Origin of the sequence: Polynucleobacter sp. es-EL-1, from assembly GCF_018687975.1 — a bacterium.
Classification (GTDB): domain Bacteria; phylum Pseudomonadota; class Gammaproteobacteria; order Burkholderiales; family Burkholderiaceae; genus Polynucleobacter.
The window spans coordinates 117,924-139,110 of sequence record NZ_CP061310.1; the positions used below are offsets into that span (position 1 = coordinate 117,924).

Genomic DNA, 21,187 nt, shown 5'->3' on the forward strand with positions numbered 1-21,187 from the left:
GAGCTAATTAATTGTCACCAAGTGCGGCGAGTAATTCAGCTTGATGTTCTGATGCCAGGGCATTGCAAAGGTCGTCTAAGTCACCATCCATCATGGCATCGATCTTATAGAGCGTGAGGTTAATGCGATGGTCTGTAATGCGCCCTTGGGGGAAGTTATAAGTACGAATACGATCGCTGCGATCACCAGAGCCAATCAAAGACTTCCTAGTCTGAGCCTCGAGTTGGTGCTTTTCACGCTCTCTTGCATCCATGATGCGAGAAACAAGAACCTTCATTGCTTGTTCGCGGTTACGGTGTTGGCTTCGATCATCTTGGCATTCCACTACGGTACCTGTTGGTAGGTGGGTGATCCGTACTGCAGAATCAGTTTTATTAATGTGCTGACCACCTGCACCTGATGCTCTAAAAGTATCAATTCGTAGTTCAGCGGGATTGATTTTGACAGCTTCCAACTCATCAGCCTCTGGCATGACTGCTACCGTACACGCTGATGTATGAATACGACCTTGGGTTTCAGTTTGAGGAACACGCTGTACGCGATGACCGCCAGATTCAAACTTAAGCCTAGAGTAGACCGATTGACCTACCAGGCGAAGAACTACTTCTTTATAGCCTCCTAAATCCGATTCGGCAGCATTGACCACTTCTACTTTCCAGCCCTGGCGTTCAGCAAAGCGTGTATACATTCGGAGTAAATCACCGGCAAATAAGGCGCTCTCATCTCCACCCGTACCGGCGCGTATTTCTAAGAAAACATTACGCTCGTCATTCACATCTTTTGGTAATAGTAGTTTCTGCAAAATACCTTCAAGCTCTTCCATGGTGGCTTGAGCTTGTTTTTGTTCTTCATCTGCAAAGTCCTTCATCTCCGGATCTTTACGCATCTCCTCAGCCGCTTGCGCATCTGCTTCAGCCTGCTTATATAGACCAAATTGTTCAACTACCGCAGCAATATCAGAATGCTCACGAGTGAGCTTGCGATAGTTGTCCATATCCTTGGTGGACTCTTCGGTAGTTAATAAGGAGTTGAGTTCGGCTAAGCGCGTGTCTAGGTGTTCTAGCTTAGCCCGCATGCTGGGCTTCATCTAATGGTCTTCTGGCTTGGAGTGCGAGGCGAATAACTTGGGTAATAGCTTGATCAAGGCGTCGCGCTCAGCGCCATTGGAATGCTGCAGGGCGTGTAATGAGCCATGCAAAAACTTATTGGTAAGGCCTTGCGCCATTGCGTTAAGCACTTCTTGTGGATCATCACCCCGCATCAAACGTTTCATGGCGCGATCAAGCTCTAGCTGACGAAGATATTCACCTTGTTGCTGAATATCTTGAATGAGAGGAACAGCCTTACGACCTTGCATCCAATGCATGAAGTTACCAACGCGATCTTCGATGATCGCTTCTGCTTGACTCACGGCTGCTTGACGTAAGGATGTTCCTGTCTGAATCATCACGCCTAAATCATCCACCGTGTATAGATAAATATCATTTAAGCGAGAGATCTCAGGCTCGAAGTCACGGGGTACTGCTAAGTCGATCATCACCATGGGCTTATGGCGACGCTGTTTGAGCGCACTCTCAACCATCCCGAGACCAATGATAGGGAGCGACGATGCAGTGCTCGAAACAATGATGTCAAATTCATGGAGTCGGCCAGGAAGTTCTGAGAGTTTGAACGATTCCGCTTCAACATCTTGAATAGAAATCGAATCGGCTAATTCTTGTCCACGTTCAATTGTACGATTAGCAATAGCCACACTCTTAGGCTTACGTGCTACAAAATGGGTGGCACACAAAGTGATCATGTCGCCAGCGCCAATAAATAAAACACGCTGCTCGGCGATAGATTCAAAAATCCGTTCGGAAAGTCGCACTGAGGCTGCGGCCATGGAAATCGAGTGGGCACCAATTTCAGTTGAGCCGCGTACCTCTTTGGCAACAGCAAATGTTTTTTGAAACAATTGATTGAGATAAGTGCCTAATACACCTGCATCATTGGCAGTACGCACGGCATCTTTCATCTGACCCAAAATTTGGGTTTCACCAATCACCATGGAATCTAAACCACAGGCAACTCTGAATGCATGGCGTACAGCATCGGATTGCGGGAGAGAATATACATGCGGCTCTAAACTGCTAGGGGCAAGTTGCTGGGTCTTGGCTAGCCAATCAAAAGTGGCTTCATGTAAAAGACTAGCAGCATCAGCATCATTGGCTGCGCAATAGACTTCAGTCCGGTTGCAGGTTGACAAGATCGTCGCTTCGGGCAAGCCAGCTTGATTCGCGCCAACGAGATGTTGGCGAAGATCGTGTAACGCTTCCTGGAGAAATTCAGGATCGAAGGCGACCTTCTCCCGAATGGCGACCGGCGCTGTGTGATGATTGATGCCGAGTGTCAACAACTTCATAATGGCTGATTATAGATTTGATGACAGTATTAATGGGGGTGCTAATGGGGTTTTTAGCTTTTTTCGTGGTTGGTGGCCTCTCAGGGGTATTTGCCTGGATTTTTTACCCCGGGAAAAGGTCGGGTAAACCCAAAGCCAAGCAGTTCCTCACGGCTATATTTCTTGGGTTTCTGGCTTCTATCTTGGCCTCCTATGCAGGTCAAATGACAGAGTTATTCCAAGCCGGGCAAATGTTGGAGTGGCTTAGTACAGTTGTCGCCGCAAGTTTGGCAGGCGGCCTTTATGCTGCAATCGCAAAATGACTAGCTAAAAAGATCTGATTGAGGGGTTTGAGTGAGGGCCTCTTTGCCTTGGCTTATCCAAGAAATCGGGGTCTGACCTTGTTCCAAGAGCCAGGTATTGGCTTTTGAGAAATGCTGACAGCTTCCAGCGCCGCCAGGCTTTAAAAAAGGCTGAGCTGTTTTATAGACTCCCAGCCCAGAGGGGTGGGAAGACTGCAGTATGAGTTGGTGTTCTCCAGACTCAATCAGGGGGAGCTTGGACTGGGCATGACCACCCCAGAGCATCCAAACCAAGTTTGGCTTCGATTGGGCAAGATCAAGAATTAGCCGATCAATCAGCGGCCTCCATCCTAAATTGATATGACTGCCCGCCTCACCCAATTTGACACTGAGTGCGGTATTCAGTAGCAATACCCCTTGTTCAGCCCAGTGATGTAGATCTCCATTAGTCAGGGATCCAAAACCCTCGATGGCTAATGCCTTGCTGATGTTGCGAAGTGAACTTGGAAATTGCCGAGAATTTGTCGGAATACTGCTCGGAATAGAAAAGGCCAATCCCTGCGCAAGGCCTGGCGAGTGATATGGATCTTGACCAAGGATCACCACCTTCACTGTAGAGAGTGGGGTAAGTGATAAAGCTCTAAAGAAATTCTGTGGCATTGGGCAGATCAATTCACCATCTTTTTGAATAAGATCCCGCACATTCTTTTGAAGATGCTGCCATTCACTTGATTCTAAAAAGTCGCCTAGTAACTGCCGCCAGTCCGCCGGTATGTCTGCTGCAGAAAAAATTGCCATTACGCAGTTGGGATGAGGTCGAACTGGTCTGGCAGTTGATTTAAATCCAATGCAGTCATGCACTCATGCTCTAGATCATCTCTGTAAAAGCAAATAGTCAGTACTTGCTCAGGATTGAGGCTAGTAAGCACTTTATCTAGGCGTGCGGTAGTGACGCGTTCGCCGTTGATGCTGGAAAGCAGGTCGCCAGGAGCTAGGCCAGCAAGTTGCGCTGCCCCACCATCTAATACATGGGTTACCTTAAGCCAGCCATTGACTTCTGTATGACGCATGCCCAGCTGCAGCTTGATTTTCTCAAGCTTGGAATGGGATTTGGGTTTAGCGGTAATTGTGTTTGGAAGCCATCTTTGGACGGGGATATCCTCACTACCAAAAATGTAGCAAGTTTTAAATTCGTTCCAAGTTTTGGTGAAACCGCTGCCAATTGCTTGCATCACAATTGCATCTAGACCATCCTCAGCGATTCCCTCTAGAGTGACTCCATGCTTGTGCCAAATGGCGCGCATGACGTCATCAAGTGATTGACGATTATTGGTGAAGTCACGAATTTTGAGATCGAGTCCAAGGGCAAGCAGTGCGCCTTTGCCGTAATAGCTCACTACCGCATTGGGCGTATTCTCATCTGCTTGATAGTATTTAGTCCAGGCATCAAAAGAGCTGTCGGCCAAACTCTGTTTCAGTCTTCCGGGGCCACGCAAAATACCATTCCAGTTATTGGCAACCAACTTGAGATATGTCTTGAGATCAATACGCTTACTGCGCAATAGTTGAAGATCATCGTAGTAGCTTGTAAAGCCTTCAAATAACCAAAGCAGACGAGTATGGTTTCGGCGATCGAGTTGATAGGGTTGAAAGGCTTTGGGTTGAATACGTTTTACTAGCCACGCATGAAAATATTCATGACTACAAAGACCTAGAAATTCACGATAGGCTGATTCATCCAATGGGGTATTCATTTGCGGAATTTGATCGCGTTTGCACAGCAGCGCTGTACTGTTGCGATGCTCTAAACCGCCATAGCCAGCTAGAACGGCATTGACTAAAAATAAATAACTTTGAAATGGGGCCTTTTTTGTTTTTGGCTCAAATAAACCAATAGTGCTGGTGCAGATCGCTTGTAGATCATCTTGTAATCGCTCAAGATCTACTTCATGGATACAGCCTTGAATTGCCATCGCATGTGGAGTTCCATTTGACTGCCACTGGGCAATCTGAAACTCCCCCATAGCGATTGGATGATCGAGTAGATCGTCATAATCTTTGGCTAAATAAAAACCATAACCTTGTGCATCCACTTTAGCGGCTCTGAGACCTGTTTGAACTGTCCAAGAATGACTGCAGGCATCTTTTGGTGGAATTAGAACCAGTGCGCAAGGTAAAGATTCTTGCCCTTTTGCTGCCAAACACAAGCTGCTGGGATTAATAAAGGCACGCTCGGTATCTAAATATGCTGCACGCACTGATGAGTCAAAAGCATAAATGGTTGTGAGAATCTCCACTGGACCTGAAATCTGAGGAAGGCGCCATTGATCATTATTGATGCGCTCTAATATCAGCGGCTGATTTGGGTTCTCCACTGCATAGGCTTCAATCGATTCAATGTGTTTACTAAAGTCCCTAATTAAATAACTGCCTGGTATCCAGGCTGGCATTTGTAAAACTTGCCCATCGGGTGAAGGGTTTTCGATTCTGAGCTTTACGCCAAAACGATGACCATGCAGATCAGATGACCAAATGGTGTACTGAATGGCGGGTAGATCTGCAGTTTGAATGGCATTCATAGTCTATTTGAGAGTGGAAAATTTCTTTTCAATATCGCTAATTTGTACTGCGCCTGGATAACGACTGCCATCTGTAAAAAAGATGGTGGGCGTACCAGTGATGCCATAGGTTTTTGCGAAAGCCATATTTTTCTCTAGCGGAGTGGCGCAATCTCCTTTTCCGCTAGGAGAGATTCCATTAATCATCCAATCAATATAGGCTTTCTGAGGATCTGCAGAGCACCAGATCTGTTTGGATTTTTGTGCTGAATCTGCGGAGAGTATCGGAATGAGATAGGTATAGACCGTTACGTTGTCTAGTTGCTGAAGCGATTTTTCAAGGCGCTTGCAATAGCCACAATTGGGGTCTGAAAAAATGGCGATTTGCCGACTACCATTTCCGCGCACTGCTTTAAGGGCATTAGCAGGCACAAGCTCGGACCACTTGATGCGATTAAGGTCGGCCTGTCTTTGCTCGGTAATATTTTTCCCGGTGGCAATTTCAATGATCTCACCCTGAATTAAATATTTGCTGCTGGCATCTGTATAAAAGACATCGTTACCTACTAAAACTTCATATACGCCTGAGATGGGGGAGGGGCTCACATTTTTAATTTTGGCGCCTCCGCCAATTCTTTTTTGTAACTCAGTCTTAATTTGCTGTTCTGTTTGTGCGCTGGCATGACCAGTCAGCAGACAGAAAGCGCTTAAAAATACCGTGATCAAAAATGATTTATTCAAAATCAATATCTCCTAGAGCGCGCTCAATGAGACGCTGTTTAATAAAATGACTGCGATTCACAATGCCCAATCCCCAATTACGTAATTGTTTTTCAGTAGAACTAGTCCCTGAAAAAAGCTTCTTGAGTTTGTCGGTGACCCAAAGTAATGCAGAGGTATCACCTTGACGTTGTCTTTCATAACGACGTAGCAAGACCTTGTCATTGATTGGTCTGAAAGACTCGCGCTGACCAAGGACATGCAGTAGTGTTGCTACATCTCGAAGGCCAAGATTTAGGCCCTGTCCAGCCAAGGGATGCATGACATGGGCGGCATCTCCAATTAGCGCTACTTTGGGGTTGCCCTCTGGGCCAATGAAGCGGCTAGCACGCATTTTTCGCAATGGAAAGGCAGCTGGCAAGGAGTTGAGCGTAAGCTCCCCAAGTGTCTGCGTAATTGCGCCATTAGCAAGAGAGGATAGCTCCGTTACCCAGCTATCTTGATTAAGTTTTATAAGATACGCGGCATTTTCTGGTGAGGTTGACCACACCATAGAGACTTGCTGATTGGGTAATGGCAACATGGCCACAATATCTCCACCAGGTAAAAACCATTGATAGGCAGTTTCTAAATGGGCACGTGTGCAAATCCAATTGACCACCACCGCGCTTTGTTGATAACTTTCTTCGCTATGACTGATTCCTAATAAGGATCTGATAGGTGAGTTAGCGCCATCGGCGGCTACAAGTAGCTTAGTGTGTATGCAAGCCCCGCTGTGAAGATGCAGCATGATTCCATCAGCATCGATCTCAAGATCTTCTAGGCTATCGTCCATCCGCTCCAATTTGCTTTGAAAGCGTGATGCCTGATCCAGTGTGTGTTCTATTAAATTCGACTCACCAATCCATGCCAAAAGCGGTGTTCCAGCCTCAAAGGCAGAAAGATGCAGCGTATCGAGCTGATCGCCTCGATCACCAAATATCCGCATATCGCGCACTGGCTGCATGCGACTTTGATCAATGGCATCCCAGACCTGTAAGCGGGCTAGTAGCTTTTGGGTACTCGGAGAAAAGGCGTAAATTCTTTGGCCCCATTGTGGTCCTTGTGGGGCGGCTATGAAATTCTCAATTCCGGGAGCTACTTGAGCTGTTTGTAGACCAAGTTGAGCCAAACCAAGCGCGCAGGCCTTACCAGAGACCCCGCCACCTACGACAACCACATCCACCGGTCGAACCGAGCTGGGCTTTTTGGCTATTTTGGCAGGCTGATGGTGTTGAACTTCTGACATATCTCGATGATATCGAATCTAGCCCTTTACAATGTGGGCATGTCTTTGAAATGTGGCATCGTCGGCCTGCCTAATGTCGGCAAATCTACCCTCTTTAACGCGCTTACCAAAGCTGGAATCGCGGCGGAAAACTATCCTTTCTGCACGATCGAGCCCAATGTAGGGGTGGTAGAGGTTCCTGATCCTCGTCTCGCCGCCTTGGCAGAGATCGTTAAACCTGAGCGCATCTTGCCTGCAGCGGTCGAATTTGTCGATATTGCGGGTCTAGTAGCCGGCGCCTCCAAGGGGGAGGGGCTGGGCAATCAGTTTCTGGCCAATATCCGCGAGACTGATGCAATTACCCATGTGGTGCGCTGTTTTGAGGATGCAAATGTCATCCACGTTGCCGGAAAGATCGATCCTATTGCAGATATCGGGGTTATTGATACTGAGTTAGCTCTTTCAGATCTGGCAACGGTAGAAAAAACGCTCAATCGATCTAGCAAGGCTGCCAAGTCTGGAAATGATAAAGAAGCTGCTGCACTGGTGGCAGTTTTGACAAAGGTTCAGTCCCATTTGGATTCTGCCCAGCCAGTTCGCAGTATGAATTTAAGCCCAGAAGAGCAGGCATTACTCAAACCGCTGTGCCTGATTACTGCTAAACCGGCCATGTACGTTGCTAACGTCAAGGAAGATGGCTTTACCAATAACCCCCATTTGGATGCGGTTAAAGAGCATGCTGCCAAAGAAGGCGCCCCTGTTGTAGCGGTTTGTGCAGCTATTGAGGCAGAAATTGCTGATTTAGATGAGGCGGATAAAGTTGAGTTCTTGGCAGATCTCGGCATGGAAGAGCCTGGTCTAGATCGCGTGATCCGTGCAGGGTACGACTTGCTTGGACTGCAAACCTATTTCACCGCTGGCGTCAAAGAAGTTCGTGCTTGGACCATTCATAAGGGTGATACAGCCCCGCAAGCTGCAGGTGTTATTCATACGGACTTTGAGCGTGGCTTTATCCGTGCGCAGACCATTGCCTACGATGACTTCATTCAATTTAAGGGTGAATCTGGCGCTAAAGAAGCTGGAAAAATGCGCGCTGAAGGCAAGGAATATGTCGTCAAAGATGGGGATGTGCTCAATTTCTTGTTTAACGTCTAATTCTTTCATGCGCGATTAAAAAAGCCCTTAAGAACTAAGGGCTTTTTTAATTTAGGCTGATATTAAAGAGTGTCTTAATTAGCTAACCTTGACTGCCTTCTCTAGGCATTTGGAGAGCTCTTCATATCGCTTCAACGCCATCTTGCTCGGGACAACCTCTTTTTTGCGACCATCTTGATTTGCAGCCATTTTGATATAACCCAAAGCACTTAAATTTTTGAGGCGTCCATGAAGAGTGGCTTGCGAGCCCAATTCAGATAGGGAAATAAGATCGCCAACTAGGATGGATTGATTTTCATGAAAACTAAGAATAATTTTATCGAGCAAACTTTCCTCAACAGAATCAAGCTTTTTTCCAGGATTCATGCGGTCAAGCGCATCTAGTAAATTCAAAAATCGAATGTAGCAAGAAGATTTGGTGTTAGGCATAGTAATTGATGTCTCAGGGAGTGGTTAGTCACCAGCTCTTCGGCTAGTTTTTTCAAGTATATTCTTTAATAAGATCTAAACAGTATGAATTTTACCCCTGAAAAACATTCCCCAGCCGCTAAGACATGAATAGGGTCAGGTCAGAATTACCCTTGGGAATTTTGCTTAGTGCAATTTCATATACCGTTATTTTTTATCTCAATAATTGGCTTGCATCCGAATTATCTTATGGCTTAGGCGTTAATTGGATTTACCTGCCAGCAGGCTTGCGTTTATTTCTTACTCTCATTTTTGGCCTGCCTGGAGCAATCGGCATTTCTTTCGCCTCATTTCTCATTTGCTATTTCGGCGAGTTTCCACCAGAGCTTATTACCTGCATTGGAGTCGGTTTAATTTCAGGGTTTGCCCCCTATTTAGCAAAAATATTTGTGCTGACTAATATCAAAATATCACCTGACCTAAGCGACTTAAGCTTACCTAAATTGACTGTCTGTATTTTGATCTATGCCTTTTTAAGTGCAGGCTTACATCAGTGGTGGTTTGCTATCCGAGGCCTTGAAGATGCAGGAGCCTTCAATCACTTTTTAGTGATGTTCTTAGGCGATGTTTTAGGCACTGTACTTCTAATAGGAATTATTAAGCTGGGCTTAAATTACCTGAAATCTGCTAAAGCAAGCTAACTAAATAGTTGATTGAGAGCGGCACCAGGATCGCTTGCGCGCATAAATGTCTCTCCGACTAAAAATGCATTAATTTGATGATCGCGCATCAGCTTTACATCATCGCGAGTAGCAATGCCTGACTCTGTTACTAATATTTTTTCTTTGGGAGCTATCGATAACAATGAGAGCGTTGTTTGCAGGGTGACCTCAAAAGTTTTCAAATTGCGATTGTTAATTCCCAATAAAGAAGTTTTGAGATCCAGTGCTTGCTCCAGCTCTGGAGCGTTATGTACCTCAACGAGCACATCTAAACCAAGTTCATGTGCGCATGCCTCTAACTCTTTCATTTGATTGAGCTCAAGACAAGCCACAATTAAAAGAATGGCATCGGCGCCAATCGCACGAGCTTCATAGATTTGGTAGGGATCAATCGTAAAATCTTTGCGCAAAACAGGAATATTGCAAGCAGCTCGTGCAGCCTGTAAGTAGCTATTGGCACCTTGAAAGTAGTCCTTATCGGTTAGAACAGATAAGCATGCAGCGCCATTTTTTTCATAAGACTGCGCAATTTCTGCTGGTAAGAAATTTTCACGAAGGATTCCCTTGCTGGGGCTCGCTTTTTTAATTTCAGCAATGACCCCAGCCTTGCCAGCCGCAATCTTTTGTTCAATTGCTTGAATAAAACCTCGGGGCTTTAATAAGGCATCGCGATTATTTTCTTGAGCCTGTTCGCGCAGATTTCCTAAAGAAACTTTCTTTGAATCTGCGGCAAGCTCTAATTTTTTGGTGGCAACAATTTTATCGAGAATATCGCTCATGAATGACTTTAATTACCTTGAGTTGCAGCAATGAATTGATCTAGCTTTTCGCGAGCAGCGCCAGAGGCGATTGCGACTTTAGCCATTTGAATACCTTCACCGATGCTTGGTGCAACACCTGCGACATACAGTACAGCGCCAGCATTTAAGCAAACAATATCGCTTGCTGGACCGGGGGTCTTATTCAGCACATCTAACACGATGGCTTTAGATTCTTCAGCATCCGCAACTTTAAAACTGCTGGTTGGCGCAGTCTTAAGGCCAAAGTCTTGGGGGTGAATTTCATATTCCCGAACTACACCATCCTTCAGTTCGCCTACTAGCGTTGGACCTTCAAGAGAGATTTCATCCAAACCATCGCGACCATAGACAACCAGCGCATGGTCCATGCCCATCGCTTGCAAGACGCGGGCTTGAATTCCGACTAAATCCGCATGGAAGACGCCCATCAAAATTCGTTTGGCATCTGCCGGATTGGTCAGCGGCCCCAGAATATTGAAAATGGTCCTCACACCCAAATCTTTGCGAATGGGCACAACGTTTTTCATGGCTGGATGATGGTTTGGGGCAAACATAAATCCTGCGCCAACATTGGAAATACACTGCGCTACTTGCTCTGGGGAAAGCGTGAGCTTGACGCCTAGTGACTCCAAAATATCAGCGCTACCTGATTTGCTGCTCACACTACGATTGCCATGCTTGGCAATTTTTGCGCCTGCAGCCGCTGCGACAAACATGGCGGCAGTAGAGATGTTGAAGGTATGAGCGCCATCCCCACCAGTTCCAACAACATCAACCAAGTTGGCTCTGTCCGCTACATGGACAGGGGTAGCGAATTCACGCATTACTTGAGCTGCTGCCGCAATCTCTCCAACAGTTTCTTTTTTGGTGCGCAATGCAACCAAAAGACCTGCGACCAAAGTCGGTGGCATTTCGCCGCTCATGATAAGACGCATCATTGCAGTCATCTCATCATGGAAAAGTTCGCGGTGTTCAATGCAACGTTGTAAGGCTTGTTGTGGCGTAATGGACATAGGGCTATATAGGCGTTATTTAGCTGCTAAGAAATTCTTCAATAGCGCGTGACCGTGCTCCGAAAGAATCGATTCAGGATGAAATTGAACCCCCTCTACAGCAAATTGTTTATGGCGCACACCCATAATTTCTCCATCAGAGGAGGTAGCGGTGATTTCCAAATCTGCTGGTAAAGAATTCTTTTCAATCGCCAAGGAGTGATAGCGAGTGACTTTAAAGGGATCAGGTAATCCTGTGAAAACACCCATGCCAGTGTGATGAATATCATCGGTTTTGCCGTGCATCACTTTTTGGGCGCGGATAATCTTTCCGCCAAATGCCTCGCCAATCGCCTGGTGCCCAAGGCAGACTCCCAAAATTGGAATGTGACCCGCATAGCGTTTAATGGTTTCTACAGAGATTCCTGCTTCAGTGGGACTACATGGTCCTGGTGAAATACAAATACGTGCAGGATTGATTTTGGCAATCTCTTCTACAGAAATCTCATCATTCCGAAATACCTTTACCTCCTCCCCAAGTTCTGCAAAATACTGTACGAGGTTATAGGTAAATGAATCGTAGTTATCAATCATGAGGAGCATCGAGCCCTCCTTGTACTAAATCGGCAGCCATCAATACTGCACGTGCTTTGGCCTCAGTTTCTTTCCATTCAGCAGTTGGGTCAGAATCGGCTACTACCCCGGCACCAGCCTGCGAATGCAAGACGCCATCACGAATTACGCCAGTACGAATCGCAATCGCTACATCCATATCTCCGGAAAAGGATAGGTAGCCAACTGCTCCGCCATAAATCCCGCGTTTGACGATTTCCATTTCATCAATAATTTCCATGGCCCGAATTTTTGGGGCGCCCGATAAGGTGCCTGCTGGGAATGTGGCCCGAAGAACATCCATATTGCTCATGTTGTCTATTAATTCGCCCTCAACTGAGCTAACGATATGTTGAACGTGGGAGTACTTTTCAATCGACATTGAATCAGTTACCTTGACTGAACCCGTTTTTGCAATACGTCCGACATCATTACGTGCAAGATCGATCAGCATCACATGCTCTGCAATCTCCTTGGGGTCAGCAAGTAATTCTTTGGCGAGTCGCGCATCTTCTTCTGGTGTTGCACCACGTGGGCGAGTTCCAGCAAGCGGACGAATAGTCACAATCTTTTGCGCTTCACGTTTTTCTTGGCGCACTAAGATTTCAGGAGAAGAGCCAACTACCTGTAAGTCGCCAAAATCATAAAAATACATATATGGCGAGGGATTGAGAGAGCGTAAAGCTCTATATAAAGCCAGTGGTGAGTCGGTAAATGGTTTACTAATTCGCTGACCGATCACTACCTGCATACAGTCGCCAGCCAAAATATATTCTTTAGTTTTCAGTACGGCATTCTCAAAATCTTCTGCTTTAAATTTACGAACCAAATCTGTTTTGGTGCTTGGCAATGATGTAGGCAAGCTGACCGGCTTGCTAAGGCAAGCGAGCAATTCTTTTAGTCTTGCCTGGGCAGTTTCAAAGCTGTTGGCAATACCTGGATCGGCATAGACGATTAAATAAATACGGCCTGCAACATTATCGATAACTGCTAGCTCTTCAGTAAGCATCAGTTGAATATCAGGCACACCTAATTCATCCGGCAATTGATGTGTTGCTAAGCGAGATTCGATATAGCGAACGGTGTCATATCCAAAGTAACCTGCAAGACCACCGCAGAAGCGGGGCAGTCCTGGCTGTACCGCAACTTTAAAGCGCTTGAAATAGGTATCAATAAAGTCCAGCGGATTGTCACGATTGGTTTCAATCACTTCCTCATTCAATAAAACTTCTGTGATTGGCGCTGTAGGTGTCCCCACAGCTCTTAATACAGTTTTAGCAGGCAAGCCAATAAATGAGAAGCGGCCAAAGCGTTCGCCACCAAGCACGGACTCGAGTAGGTAGGTATTTTTTTGACCAAATGCTTGAGTAAGTTTTGCGTAAAGCGAAAGAGGCGTCTCTAAATCAGCCAATACTTCTTTGACTAGAGGAATGCGGTTGAAACCCTGATTTGCTAGGGCCAGAAATTCTGAGTGCTGCATTACGCTTTTCCTGAGCTCGATAGTTCTGAGCGCATTGCTGTAATGACTTGCGCATAATCTTCTTTGCCAAAAATAGCTGATCCAGCAACAAAGGTATCTGCGCCTGCTTTAGCAACCTGCGCAATATTGTCGACCTTAATGCCGCCATCGACCTCAAGACGAATATGACGACCAGTCTCTTGTTGATGGCGATCTAAGCGTGCACGCACTTGGATGATTTTATTGAGCGTACTTGGAATGAATGATTGACCACCAAAGCCTGGGTTAACAGACATTAATAGAACGAGATCAAGTAACTCCAAGGTGTGATCTAGATGATCTAGTGGCGTTGCTGGATTAAGCACTAAGCCTGCTTGACAACCTTGATCACGAATTAAGTTCAGAGTGCGATTGACGTGAGGGCTTGCCTCAGGGTGAAAGCTAATCAGATTGGCACCTGCTTTTGCAAAATCCGGTACGAGTCGATCAACGGGCTCAACCATCAAGTGCACATCAATCATGGCTGGCTTGCCATCTTTCACTGCATATGAGCGGATAGCCTCACAAACTAAAGGGCCAATAGTTAAATTAGGAACGTAGTGGTTATCCATCACATCAAAGTGAATCCAATCAGCTCCCGCAGCAAGAACATCTTGAACTTCCTTGCCAAGGCAGGCAAAGTCAGCCGACAAAATGGAGGGGGCGATAACAAACTGGCTACTTGAGGGTGATTTCTGGCTATCCATACCTAGATTCTAGCTTGCAGTTGGATCCAGGATGGCGCAGAATTCCAGCATGAATCCACATGAAATCAGCATTACGGTCAAAACCCAGTATTTGCCAGAGCAATCGGACCCGGATAATCGGCAATTTGCCTTCGCTTATACCGTCACAATCAAAAATACGGGCACCACTGCTATTCAGCTAATTGCTCGCCACTGGCTTATCACGGATGGGGACAATGAGGTTCAGGAGGTTCGCGGCCTGGGAGTGGTGGGTCAGCAGCCATTGTTACGGACTGGCGAGCAATTTGAGTACACCAGTTGGTCGACTTTACCGACTCCAGCCGGCACCATGCGTGGGGAATATTTCTGCGTCACTGAAGAGGCACAGTTTTTTCAGGCCCCTATCCCTGAATTTGCCTTGGTGATGCCTAGAACCTTGCATTAAGGGCGCTATTCAAGGCCAATCTAGGCCTATTTTTTACCCTTACCGGTCCAAAAGACAATAAATAGAAGGAGCGCTAAAGCAAGGCCTCCCTCTAAGACAAATAGGATCATGGGGTATTCATCGAGTAAATTGGCAAACATGAGCTCTAAATCCAATACTTTCAAAAAATTAACGGGCAGTAAGTCCTTATGGTGCAGTGTATTCGCTATATCGATTATTAGCTTTATTGCGGGTTGTTCTACTCCGCCAACCCGGGGAACCGCATATCGTTCCAGCGGAGGCGCCGCACCGGGTTCTTACAGTTCGTCGATTGCAAGCTTTCAAGCAGTTTCTTGGGGGGCATTGCCCGGCTGGCAGGAAGATAGTCTCGCTCAAGCATGGCCAGCATGGCTGAAAAGTTGTGGAGCCTTACGTAAGCGCAATAGTGAGATCAATTGGCGGCAGGTATGTGCTTTGGCTAACTCTGTCTCTAGCCGAGATACCCAAGCAATTCGTCAGTATTTTGAGACCAATTTTCAAGCTTATGAGGTTCGCAGTAATTCCACTGGCAGTGATAAAGGCTTGATCACGGGTTACTACGAGCCCGTGATGAATGGCTCCCTGACGCGTACTGCGACTTACGCTGTACCGCTCTATGGCCTACCTAAAGCTTGGAGAGGTAATAAGCCTTCCCCGGGCCCTACACGAGCTGAACTCATGAGCTCAGGGATACTACGTGGCTCTGAAATTGCCTGGGTACAAGATCCAGTGGCTGCGGCATTTATGCAAATTCAGGGATCCGGAAAAATTCGCCTTGAAGATGGACGGGTATTACGGCTGGGCTATGCAGGTACCAATGACCAACCATTTAAGTCATTTGCGCAGTGGTTATTAAATCGTAAGGAGATTACTCGCAGCCAAGCCACCATGCAGGGGATCTCTGCTTGGGCAAAACGTAATCCTGATCGTATTGAGGAGATGCTCAATGCGAACCCTCGCTTTGTATTTTTCAAAGAGCTACCTAGCGATGTGAGTGCTGATGTAGGCCCGATTGGAGCCCTGGGTGTTCCATTAACCAGTGAGCGAAGTATCGCTATCGATTTGAAGGCCATGCCTTTAGGCGCACCAGTATTTTTGAGTACTACGAGACCGTTAAGTAGCCAAGCTTTACAAAAACTAGTGATGGCGCAAGATACGGGCAAAGCCATTGTCGGTGGTGTTAGAGCGGATTACTATTGGGGATCAGGAGATTCTGCCGGTGAATTAGCGGGCCGAATGAAGCAAGATGGCAGGATGTGGTTATTGTTACCACGCTAAATAAATAAAGAAAGAGATTGATGAGCTACAACACCATATTGACTGAAGTAGATAACAAGATTGCCGTCATCACGTTAAATCGTCCGCAAGTTCTCAATGCTCTCAATGATGAGCTAATGAATGAGTTGGGCGCTGCTTTGTTGGGCTTTGATGCGGATGACAATATTGGTTGCATCATCATTACTGGCAGTGAAAAGGCTTTCGCAGCTGGTGCGGATATTGCGACTATGGCGAAGTATGGGTTTGATGATGTTTACCGCGGCGACTTCATTTCTCGCAATTGGGAAGAAATCAGAAAGGTTCGCAAACCAGTCATTGCAGCCGTCTCTGGTTTTGCTCTGGGTGGCGGTTGTGAGTTGGCCATGATGTGCGACACGATTATGGCCGCTGACAATGCCAAGTTTGCTCAACCTGAAGTGAAGTTAGGCATTATTCCTGGCGCAGGAGGCACCCAACGTTTGCCTCGCGCAGTCTCAAAAGCAAAAGCGATGGATCTGGCCTTAACTGGCCGAATGATGGATGCCACTGAGGCAGAGCGCTCTGGCTTAGTTGCTCGTATTTTTCCGCAAGCAGAACTATTAAAAGAAGTAAAAGCCATTGCTAAAACTATTGCGGATATGCCTTTATTGACTGCGATGATGGTGAAAGAAGCAATTAATACCGCTTATGAAACTACTCTCTCAGAAGGCATTCACTTTGAGCGTCGCTTATTTCATGCCTGCTTTGCTACTCAAGATCAAAAAGAAGGCATGGCAGCTTTTTTAGAAAAACGCCCTGCCAAATTTACGAACTCATAAGTGGCTAATCGGGTAGTGCTTAACGATCCTACTTTTCGAGATAGCGCTGGGCTAATTTGACCCAGTAGTTCACACCCACTGGAATCAAGGCATCATTGAAATCATAGGATGGATTATGTAGGTGGCATGGACCCATGCCATGACCTACCGCACGGTGATCGCCATCACCATTGCCTAGGAACACATAGCAACCTGGCTTCTCCAGGAGCATGAATGCAAAGTCTTCAGCGCCCATAGTAGGATCAATCGAAGTATTGACGTTTTGCGATCCTACTAATTCACTCATAACAGCACTGGCAAATTCAACCTCTTGATCGTGGTTAATCAAGGGCGGATAGTTTCGATCAAAGATAACTTCAGCCTGACAATCAAATGCGCTGGCAATACTATGCGAGAGTTCTGTAAGGCGCCCCTCAATTAAATCAAGAACCTCTAGGGTGAATGTTCTTACTGTGCCACCAATAAATGCACTATCTGGAATCACATTACTTGTCTCACCAGCATGAAATTGCGTCACCGATAAAACGGCTGCGTCTACTGGACGTTTATTGCGAGTAATAATGCTTTGCAGGGCTTGGACAAGCTGCGTAGCTGTTAAGAGGGGGTCAGCACTATTGTGCGGTAGGGCAGCATGCCCCCCTTTACCGCGAATAGTAATTTCAAAAGTATTGCTAGAGGCCATCATGGGGCCTGCCGTCACGCCAAAATGACCTTCTGCAAGACCGGGCCAATTGTGAAGGCCAAAAACGGCATCACATGGAAATTGTTTAAATAACCCGTCATTAATCATTTCTTGAGCGCCAGCACCACCTTCTTCAGCAGGCTGAAAAATGAAAATAACTGTGCCTTTGAAATCCCGATGATTTGATAGGTATTGGGCAGCACCTAGCAGCATCGCAGTATGGCCATCATGACCACAGGCGTGCATCTTTCCAGCATTTTTTGAAGCATGCTCAAAGGTGTTGTGCTCTTGCAGTGGTAGCGCATCCATATCAGCACGCAGCCCCACCATCTTTCCAGGGCCCAAGTCACCCTCTAATTTGCCTACTACACCTGTTTTTCCCAGTCCACGATAGACGGTAATTCCCCAGCTCGATAGAGCCTCCGCTACAAGATCAGAGGTGCGATTTTCTTCAAAGCGTAATTCAGGATGTGCGTGAATATTGCGTCGAATTTCTTGTATTGCAGATGCGGAGTCGATAATTTCAGGAAGTAATCGCATAACTTCATCTTATCCGAATTTAATCTGGGAGCTTTATGTGCTCTGCAGCAAATCTTAAGGCGCCGATGGAATATGGGCCATTTTCTGGCTTTGAAAGCTCTAAAGGGAGACTAGGCACCACCCCAAGGAATGGCGCATAAATTCTTTCTTGTAAGGTTTCTAAGTTTTCTTCAAAAAAAGGCATCTTATGAGAAGTGGTATTTGCAACCCAGCCTGCAATATTGAGCTGGCGTGACTGAATAGCTTCACAGGTCAGAAGCGCATGATTAATACAGCCTAAGCGCATACCAACAACAACAATGACTGGAAAATCAAATGCTTGCGTTAAATCACCTAAATCCTCTGATTCATTGAGGGGTACCAAAAACCCTCCGGCACCTTCAATTACTATCGAATGAAATTGGGACTGCAGTTCCTTTTGGGCATGCAGAATCGTTGTGCAATCTAGGCGTAAGCCTTGATTTTTTGCTACTAAATGAGGGGCGGCTGGCTCATCTAAGACATAGGGGCATAAAGAGATTTCTTGGGGTGCAAGACCTGAAGCAATCCGGAGTGTTTCCAAGTCTTCATTCAACCTCCATCCATTGGCATCTAAGTATGTTCCAGCGACAACGGGTTTAAACCCCACCGCATCAAGGCCCGCATCTCTGAGTTTGACTATCAGCGCACCAGTAACCAATGTTTTACCTACCTCAGTATCAGTGCCTGTGACGAAGAAATTGATGGGTGTATTCAAGTGAGATTGTCCTTGATCACTAACTGCTCAATTTCTTTTAATGTTCGAATGAGTTCGCGCAAATCATCAACATGGTGATTTGCAGAAAAAGTAACCCTTAAGCGCGCACTGCCTGCAGGAACCGTGGGAGGGCGAATTGCCGGGATCCAATAACCGGCCTCATCTAACAGCTTGGCTGCTGCTAATGCATTTGCATTGCTACCCAAAATAACGGGCTGAATAGGGGTATTGGACTCTACTTTTTGCCAGCGCTTGAAATTCATCTCTGTGCGCCAAATTTCAATTAATTGATTTAAGTGTTGGCGCCGATGAGTACCCTCATCACCCTCTATGAGATCTAAGCTAGCAAGAAGTGCATGGGCGATTGCAGGAGGTGTTGCTGTGCTGTAAATGTAAGGACGCCCCTTTTGGATCAGCCACTCTACAAAAGGGGTGCTTGCACAAATAAATGCCCCACTCACACCAGCGGCTTTTCCAAGCGTGCCAATGTAAACAATTCGCTCAGAGCAGACATCAAAATGTTCTAGGATACCGTGCCCTTGCTTACCAAGGATGCCAAATCCATGTGCATCATCAATGATCAAAAGAGCATCATAGGTTTGCGCAATAGCAATCAACTCTTTGACGGGTGCAATATCTCCATCCATACTGAAAACGCCATCGAGCACAATAAGTTTTAATAAATTCTGATCATCTTTTAATTGAGTAATTAGTGAGTCAAGATTTTGATGATCAAATATAAATACACTGGCTTTTGATTGTGCGCTTGCTAATTTGACGCCATCAATGATTGAGGCATGATTGAGTCCAGCAGAATAGATACTTGCCTGACCTTGATCGACAAGTCTGACTAAACCAGTAATTGCGGTGATATTGGCAAGATAGCCGGTACTAAAAAATAGCGCCCTTGCGTCTGGAATGTGCGCACTTTCAAAGTGGGCCAATTTTTTTTCTAGCAGGTCATGAGCAATGCTATGACCACTAATGAGATGAGATGCGCCACTACCAACCCCATATCGCTTCGCGCCTTCGCTCATTGCTTCAATGAGCTTGGGGTGATTTGCCAACCCCAAATAATCATTACTGCAAAAAGCTTTTAGATCACGCTGATCAACATTTGCTTTGATATCGCATGCAGTCTGTGTGGTGCGTAATTTACGTCGCAATAATTGAGCATCTAGATCTGCAATCTGATCATGTGCTCTATTTAATGCGTGGAAATCTTTACTCATGCGAGGACTCGATTTAATGCGCGTTGTACAGAAGCGCCCATCTGCATTGTTTGTTCAGCTGACAATATGTAAGGCGGCATTACGTAAATCGTATTACCGATTGGTCTAATGAGAAGACCCTCTGCAAGGCTTGCTGAAAACATCTCGCGTGCAAAACTAGCCTGATTTTTTAGATATTCAGGCTGAACATCAAAAGCGAGAATCATTCCCTGTTGTCGCCAATGCGCAATTCGAGTATCTTCTTTTGCCCACGTAAATGCTTTAGCGAGATCAGCACTTCGTGCAATATTCTTTTCAAGTACAGATTCACTTTCAAATATTTCCAAGCAGGCTAGAGCTGCCGCACAAGCAAGGGGATTGCCAGTATAAGAATGGGAGTGCAAGAAGCCTTGTTGAATTTTGTCGCCATAGAAAGCACGATAAATTTTATCTGTTGTCATCGACAGGGATAGCGGTAAATATCCACCACTAATACCTTTGGATAAGGTTAAAAAGTCAGGCCATATAGCGGCATGTTCACAAGCAAAAAATTTTCCAGACCTTCCACAGCCTACTGCAATTTCATCGGCAATTAAATGAACATCAAAGCGATCACAAAGGGCTCTTGCTAATTTCAGATACTCAGGTGAGTACATGGCCATTTGTCCCGCGCATTGCACTAGCGGTTCAATAATGAGTGCAGCAATATTTTGATGCTCAGCTTCTAATAACTGCTCTAATTTTTTAGCGGCCTGCTTGGCAACATCCTCGGCGCTCTCACTTGCTTGTGCTTTTCGTGAGTCGGGTGAGGGCACAGTAAAAACATCTTGCAAAAGTGACCCATATGCCTCGCGGAAAATAGCGACATCAGTGACTGCTAGTGCGCCTAGTGTTTCTCCGTGATAGCCATTTTCTAGACAGATAAACTTTTTCTTTTGAGGCTGGTCATGTAGTCGCCAATAGTGATGACTCATCTTTAGGGCGATTTCAACAGCGGAGGCGCCATCAGATGCGTAAAAAACATGCCCCAAGTGACCTTGTGTGAGTGCAGATAGTTTTTCTGAAAGCTCAACCACTGGTGGATGGGTGAATCCTGCCAGCATCACATGCTCAATTTTTTCTAGCTGTGAGTTAATGGCCTTATTAATACACGGGTTTGAATGTCCAAAAAGATTCGTCCACCAGGAGCTAATGCAATCGAGCATCGAATTACCCTGCTCATCAAAGAGGTATGCTCCCTTGCCATGGCTAATGGCTATCAAGGGTAAGGACTCATGATGTTTCATCTGAGTGCAGGGATGCCAAACAGCATCTAGGCTGCGATCAACCAAGGTGGTTTGATTTGGATCAGAAATTGACTTCATCTTTAGTATTTGA

At 46.0% G+C, this 21,187-nt stretch carries 22 protein-coding genes; 6 read left to right on the plus strand and 16 right to left on the minus strand.

What is annotated here, in order from left to right; all coding sequences use genetic code 11:
• Positions 1-7: 7 nt before the first annotated feature.
• Together prfA and hemA are read right to left on the minus strand one after the other, a co-directional pair.
• Positions 8-1,087 carry a peptide chain release factor 1 gene (gene prfA, locus FD974_RS00690; protein WP_215364891.1) on the minus strand — a complete coding sequence of 360 codons (1,080 nt, stop codon included), beginning with the start codon at positions 1,085-1,087 and terminating at the stop codon, positions 8-10.
• Positions 1,088-2,404, minus strand: coding sequence for a glutamyl-tRNA reductase (gene hemA / locus FD974_RS00695; RefSeq protein ID WP_215364893.1), 1,317 nt, complete (start codon positions 2,402-2,404; stop codon positions 1,088-1,090).
• A 20-nt stretch (positions 2,405-2,424) separates the two neighbouring features.
• Between hemA and FD974_RS00700 the strand changes: the two genes are divergently transcribed.
• Entirely contained in the window at positions 2,425-2,706 is a 282-nt protein-coding gene (locus FD974_RS00700; protein ID WP_215364895.1) for a hypothetical protein, read from the plus strand.
• Here FD974_RS00700 and FD974_RS00705 read toward each other — a convergent pair whose 3' ends face one another.
• The 4 genes from FD974_RS00705 to FD974_RS00720 are packed head-to-tail and all read right to left on the minus strand — an operon-like array spanning position 2,707 to position 7,251.
• Positions 2,707-3,483 carry a uracil-DNA glycosylase gene (locus FD974_RS00705; protein WP_215364897.1) on the minus strand — a complete coding sequence of 259 codons (777 nt, stop codon included), beginning with the start codon at positions 3,481-3,483 and terminating at the stop codon, positions 2,707-2,709.
• A complete protein-coding gene (locus FD974_RS00710; RefSeq protein ID WP_251374611.1) occupies positions 3,483-5,264 on the minus strand; it encodes a M61 family metallopeptidase in 1,782 nt (593 codons plus the stop codon). Before FD974_RS00710 ends, FD974_RS00705 begins: the two co-directional genes overlap by 1 nt.
• A gap of 3 nt (positions 5,265-5,267) precedes the next feature.
• On the minus strand, positions 5,268-5,984 hold the full coding sequence (locus tag FD974_RS00715; protein WP_251374612.1) for a DsbC family protein: 717 nt from the start codon (positions 5,982-5,984) through the stop codon (positions 5,268-5,270).
• Entirely contained in the window at positions 5,977-7,251 is a 1,275-nt protein-coding gene (locus FD974_RS00720; protein WP_215364899.1) for an FAD-dependent monooxygenase, read from the minus strand. Before FD974_RS00720 ends, FD974_RS00715 begins: the two co-directional genes overlap by 8 nt.
• Positions 7,252-7,290: 39 nt before the next feature.
• Here FD974_RS00720 and ychF point away from each other — a divergent pair, with 39 nt between their 5' ends.
• Complete coding sequence (gene ychF, locus FD974_RS00725) at positions 7,291-8,385, plus strand: redox-regulated ATPase YchF (RefSeq protein WP_215364900.1); 1,095 nt, start codon at positions 7,291-7,293, stop codon at positions 8,383-8,385.
• A gap of 78 nt (positions 8,386-8,463) precedes the next feature.
• On the opposite strand, the gene FD974_RS00730 is transcribed toward ychF, so the two are convergent.
• Entirely contained in the window at positions 8,464-8,814 is a 351-nt protein-coding gene (locus FD974_RS00730; protein ID WP_215364904.1) for a hypothetical protein, read from the minus strand.
• A 152-nt stretch (positions 8,815-8,966) separates the two neighbouring features.
• Here FD974_RS00730 and FD974_RS00735 point away from each other — a divergent pair, with 152 nt between their 5' ends.
• Positions 8,967-9,494 (plus strand): hypothetical protein, encoded by a 528-nt coding sequence (locus FD974_RS00735; protein ID WP_251374613.1) that lies wholly within the window; start codon positions 8,967-8,969, stop codon positions 9,492-9,494.
• On the opposite strand, the gene trpC is transcribed toward FD974_RS00735, so the two are convergent.
• Genes trpC through rpe form a run of 5 tightly spaced genes read right to left on the minus strand, consistent with a single transcriptional unit; the run spans position 9,491 to position 14,124 of the window.
• Positions 9,491-10,294, minus strand: coding sequence for an indole-3-glycerol phosphate synthase TrpC (trpC, locus tag FD974_RS00740; protein WP_215364908.1), 804 nt, complete (start codon positions 10,292-10,294; stop codon positions 9,491-9,493). The genes FD974_RS00735 and trpC overlap by 4 nt on opposite strands.
• Positions 10,295-10,302: 8 nt before the next feature.
• Positions 10,303-11,328, minus strand: coding sequence for an anthranilate phosphoribosyltransferase (gene trpD, locus FD974_RS00745; protein ID WP_215364910.1), 1,026 nt, complete (start codon positions 11,326-11,328; stop codon positions 10,303-10,305).
• 15 nt (positions 11,329-11,343) lie between these two features.
• On the minus strand, positions 11,344-11,910 hold the full coding sequence (locus tag FD974_RS00750) for an aminodeoxychorismate/anthranilate synthase component II (protein WP_215364912.1): 567 nt from the start codon (positions 11,908-11,910) through the stop codon (positions 11,344-11,346).
• Positions 11,894-13,399, minus strand: a complete 1,506-nt coding sequence (gene trpE / locus FD974_RS00755) for an anthranilate synthase component I (protein WP_215364913.1) — start codon at positions 13,397-13,399, stop codon at positions 11,894-11,896. The genes FD974_RS00750 and trpE overlap by 17 nt, the downstream gene beginning before the upstream one ends.
• Complete coding sequence (rpe, locus tag FD974_RS00760) at positions 13,399-14,124, minus strand: ribulose-phosphate 3-epimerase (protein WP_215364915.1); 726 nt, start codon at positions 14,122-14,124, stop codon at positions 13,399-13,401. Before rpe ends, trpE begins: the two co-directional genes overlap by 1 nt.
• A 49-nt stretch (positions 14,125-14,173) precedes the next feature.
• Between rpe and apaG the strand changes: the two genes are divergently transcribed.
• From apaG to FD974_RS00775, 3 genes are all read left to right on the plus strand, one after another.
• Positions 14,174-14,548: a Co2+/Mg2+ efflux protein ApaG gene (gene apaG, locus FD974_RS00765; protein WP_215364916.1), complete on the plus strand. Its 375-nt coding sequence runs from the start codon at positions 14,174-14,176 to the stop codon at positions 14,546-14,548.
• Between the two features lie 138 nt (positions 14,549-14,686).
• A complete protein-coding gene (locus FD974_RS00770) occupies positions 14,687-15,844 on the plus strand; it encodes a murein transglycosylase A (RefSeq protein WP_251374614.1) in 1,158 nt (385 codons plus the stop codon).
• A 20-nt stretch (positions 15,845-15,864) separates the two neighbouring features.
• Positions 15,865-16,641, plus strand: coding sequence for an enoyl-CoA hydratase (locus FD974_RS00775; RefSeq protein ID WP_215364920.1), 777 nt, complete (start codon positions 15,865-15,867; stop codon positions 16,639-16,641).
• Between the two features lie 28 nt (positions 16,642-16,669).
• On the opposite strand, the gene FD974_RS00780 is transcribed toward FD974_RS00775, so the two are convergent.
• The 4 genes from FD974_RS00780 to bioA are packed head-to-tail and all read right to left on the minus strand — an operon-like array spanning position 16,670 to position 21,174.
• Positions 16,670-17,863 (minus strand): M20 aminoacylase family protein, encoded by a 1,194-nt coding sequence (locus tag FD974_RS00780; protein WP_215364923.1) that lies wholly within the window; start codon positions 17,861-17,863, stop codon positions 16,670-16,672.
• 19 nt (positions 17,864-17,882) lie between these two features.
• Positions 17,883-18,599: a dethiobiotin synthase gene (bioD, locus tag FD974_RS00785; RefSeq protein WP_215364925.1), complete on the minus strand. Its 717-nt coding sequence runs from the start codon at positions 18,597-18,599 to the stop codon at positions 17,883-17,885.
• Entirely contained in the window at positions 18,596-19,831 is a 1,236-nt protein-coding gene (locus tag FD974_RS00790) for an 8-amino-7-oxononanoate synthase (RefSeq protein ID WP_215364928.1), read from the minus strand. Before FD974_RS00790 ends, bioD begins: the two co-directional genes overlap by 4 nt.
• Positions 19,828-21,174 carry an adenosylmethionine--8-amino-7-oxononanoate transaminase gene (gene bioA / locus FD974_RS00795; protein ID WP_215364929.1) on the minus strand — a complete coding sequence of 449 codons (1,347 nt, stop codon included), beginning with the start codon at positions 21,172-21,174 and terminating at the stop codon, positions 19,828-19,830. Before bioA ends, FD974_RS00790 begins: the two co-directional genes overlap by 4 nt.
• Between the last annotated feature and the right edge of the window lie 13 nt (positions 21,175-21,187).

Bases quoted from the DNA above. Each gene is read 5' to 3' on its own strand.
- FD974_RS00705 (WP_215364897.1), bottom strand. From the start codon at position 3,483: ATGGCAATTTTTTCTGCAGCAGACATACCGGCGGACTGGCGGCAGTTA.
- bioA (WP_215364929.1), bottom strand. From the start codon at position 21,174: ATGAAGTCAATTTCTGATCCAAATCAAACCACCTTGGTTGATCGCAGC.
- FD974_RS00780 (WP_215364923.1), bottom strand. From the start codon at position 17,863: ATGCGATTACTTCCTGAAATTATCGACTCCGCATCTGCAATACAAGAA.
- prfA (WP_215364891.1), bottom strand. From the start codon at position 1,087: ATGAAGCCCAGCATGCGGGCTAAGCTAGAACACCTAGACACGCGCTTA.
- ychF (WP_215364900.1), top strand. From the start codon at position 7,291: ATGTCTTTGAAATGTGGCATCGTCGGCCTGCCTAATGTCGGCAAATCT.
- trpE (WP_215364913.1), bottom strand. From the start codon at position 13,399: ATGCAGCACTCAGAATTTCTGGCCCTAGCAAATCAGGGTTTCAACCGC.
- FD974_RS00750 (WP_215364912.1), bottom strand. From the start codon at position 11,910: ATGCTCCTCATGATTGATAACTACGATTCATTTACCTATAACCTCGTA.
- FD974_RS00770 (WP_251374614.1), top strand. From the start codon at position 14,687: ATGAGCTCTAAATCCAATACTTTCAAAAAATTAACGGGCAGTAAGTCC.
- FD974_RS00790 (WP_215364928.1), bottom strand. From the start codon at position 19,831: ATGAGTAAAGATTTCCACGCATTAAATAGAGCACATGATCAGATTGCA.
- FD974_RS00710 (WP_251374611.1), bottom strand. From the start codon at position 5,264: ATGAATGCCATTCAAACTGCAGATCTACCCGCCATTCAGTACACCATT.
- apaG (WP_215364916.1), top strand. From the start codon at position 14,174: ATGAATCCACATGAAATCAGCATTACGGTCAAAACCCAGTATTTGCCA.
- rpe (WP_215364915.1), bottom strand. From the start codon at position 14,124: ATGGATAGCCAGAAATCACCCTCAAGTAGCCAGTTTGTTATCGCCCCC.
- FD974_RS00700 (WP_215364895.1), top strand. From the start codon at position 2,425: ATGACAGTATTAATGGGGGTGCTAATGGGGTTTTTAGCTTTTTTCGTG.
- FD974_RS00720 (WP_215364899.1), bottom strand. From the start codon at position 7,251: ATGTCAGAAGTTCAACACCATCAGCCTGCCAAAATAGCCAAAAAGCCC.
- trpC (WP_215364908.1), bottom strand. From the start codon at position 10,294: ATGAGCGATATTCTCGATAAAATTGTTGCCACCAAAAAATTAGAGCTT.
- trpD (WP_215364910.1), bottom strand. From the start codon at position 11,328: ATGTCCATTACGCCACAACAAGCCTTACAACGTTGCATTGAACACCGC.
- FD974_RS00775 (WP_215364920.1), top strand. From the start codon at position 15,865: ATGAGCTACAACACCATATTGACTGAAGTAGATAACAAGATTGCCGTC.
- hemA (WP_215364893.1), bottom strand. From the start codon at position 2,404: ATGAAGTTGTTGACACTCGGCATCAATCATCACACAGCGCCGGTCGCC.
- FD974_RS00730 (WP_215364904.1), bottom strand. From the start codon at position 8,814: ATGCCTAACACCAAATCTTCTTGCTACATTCGATTTTTGAATTTACTA.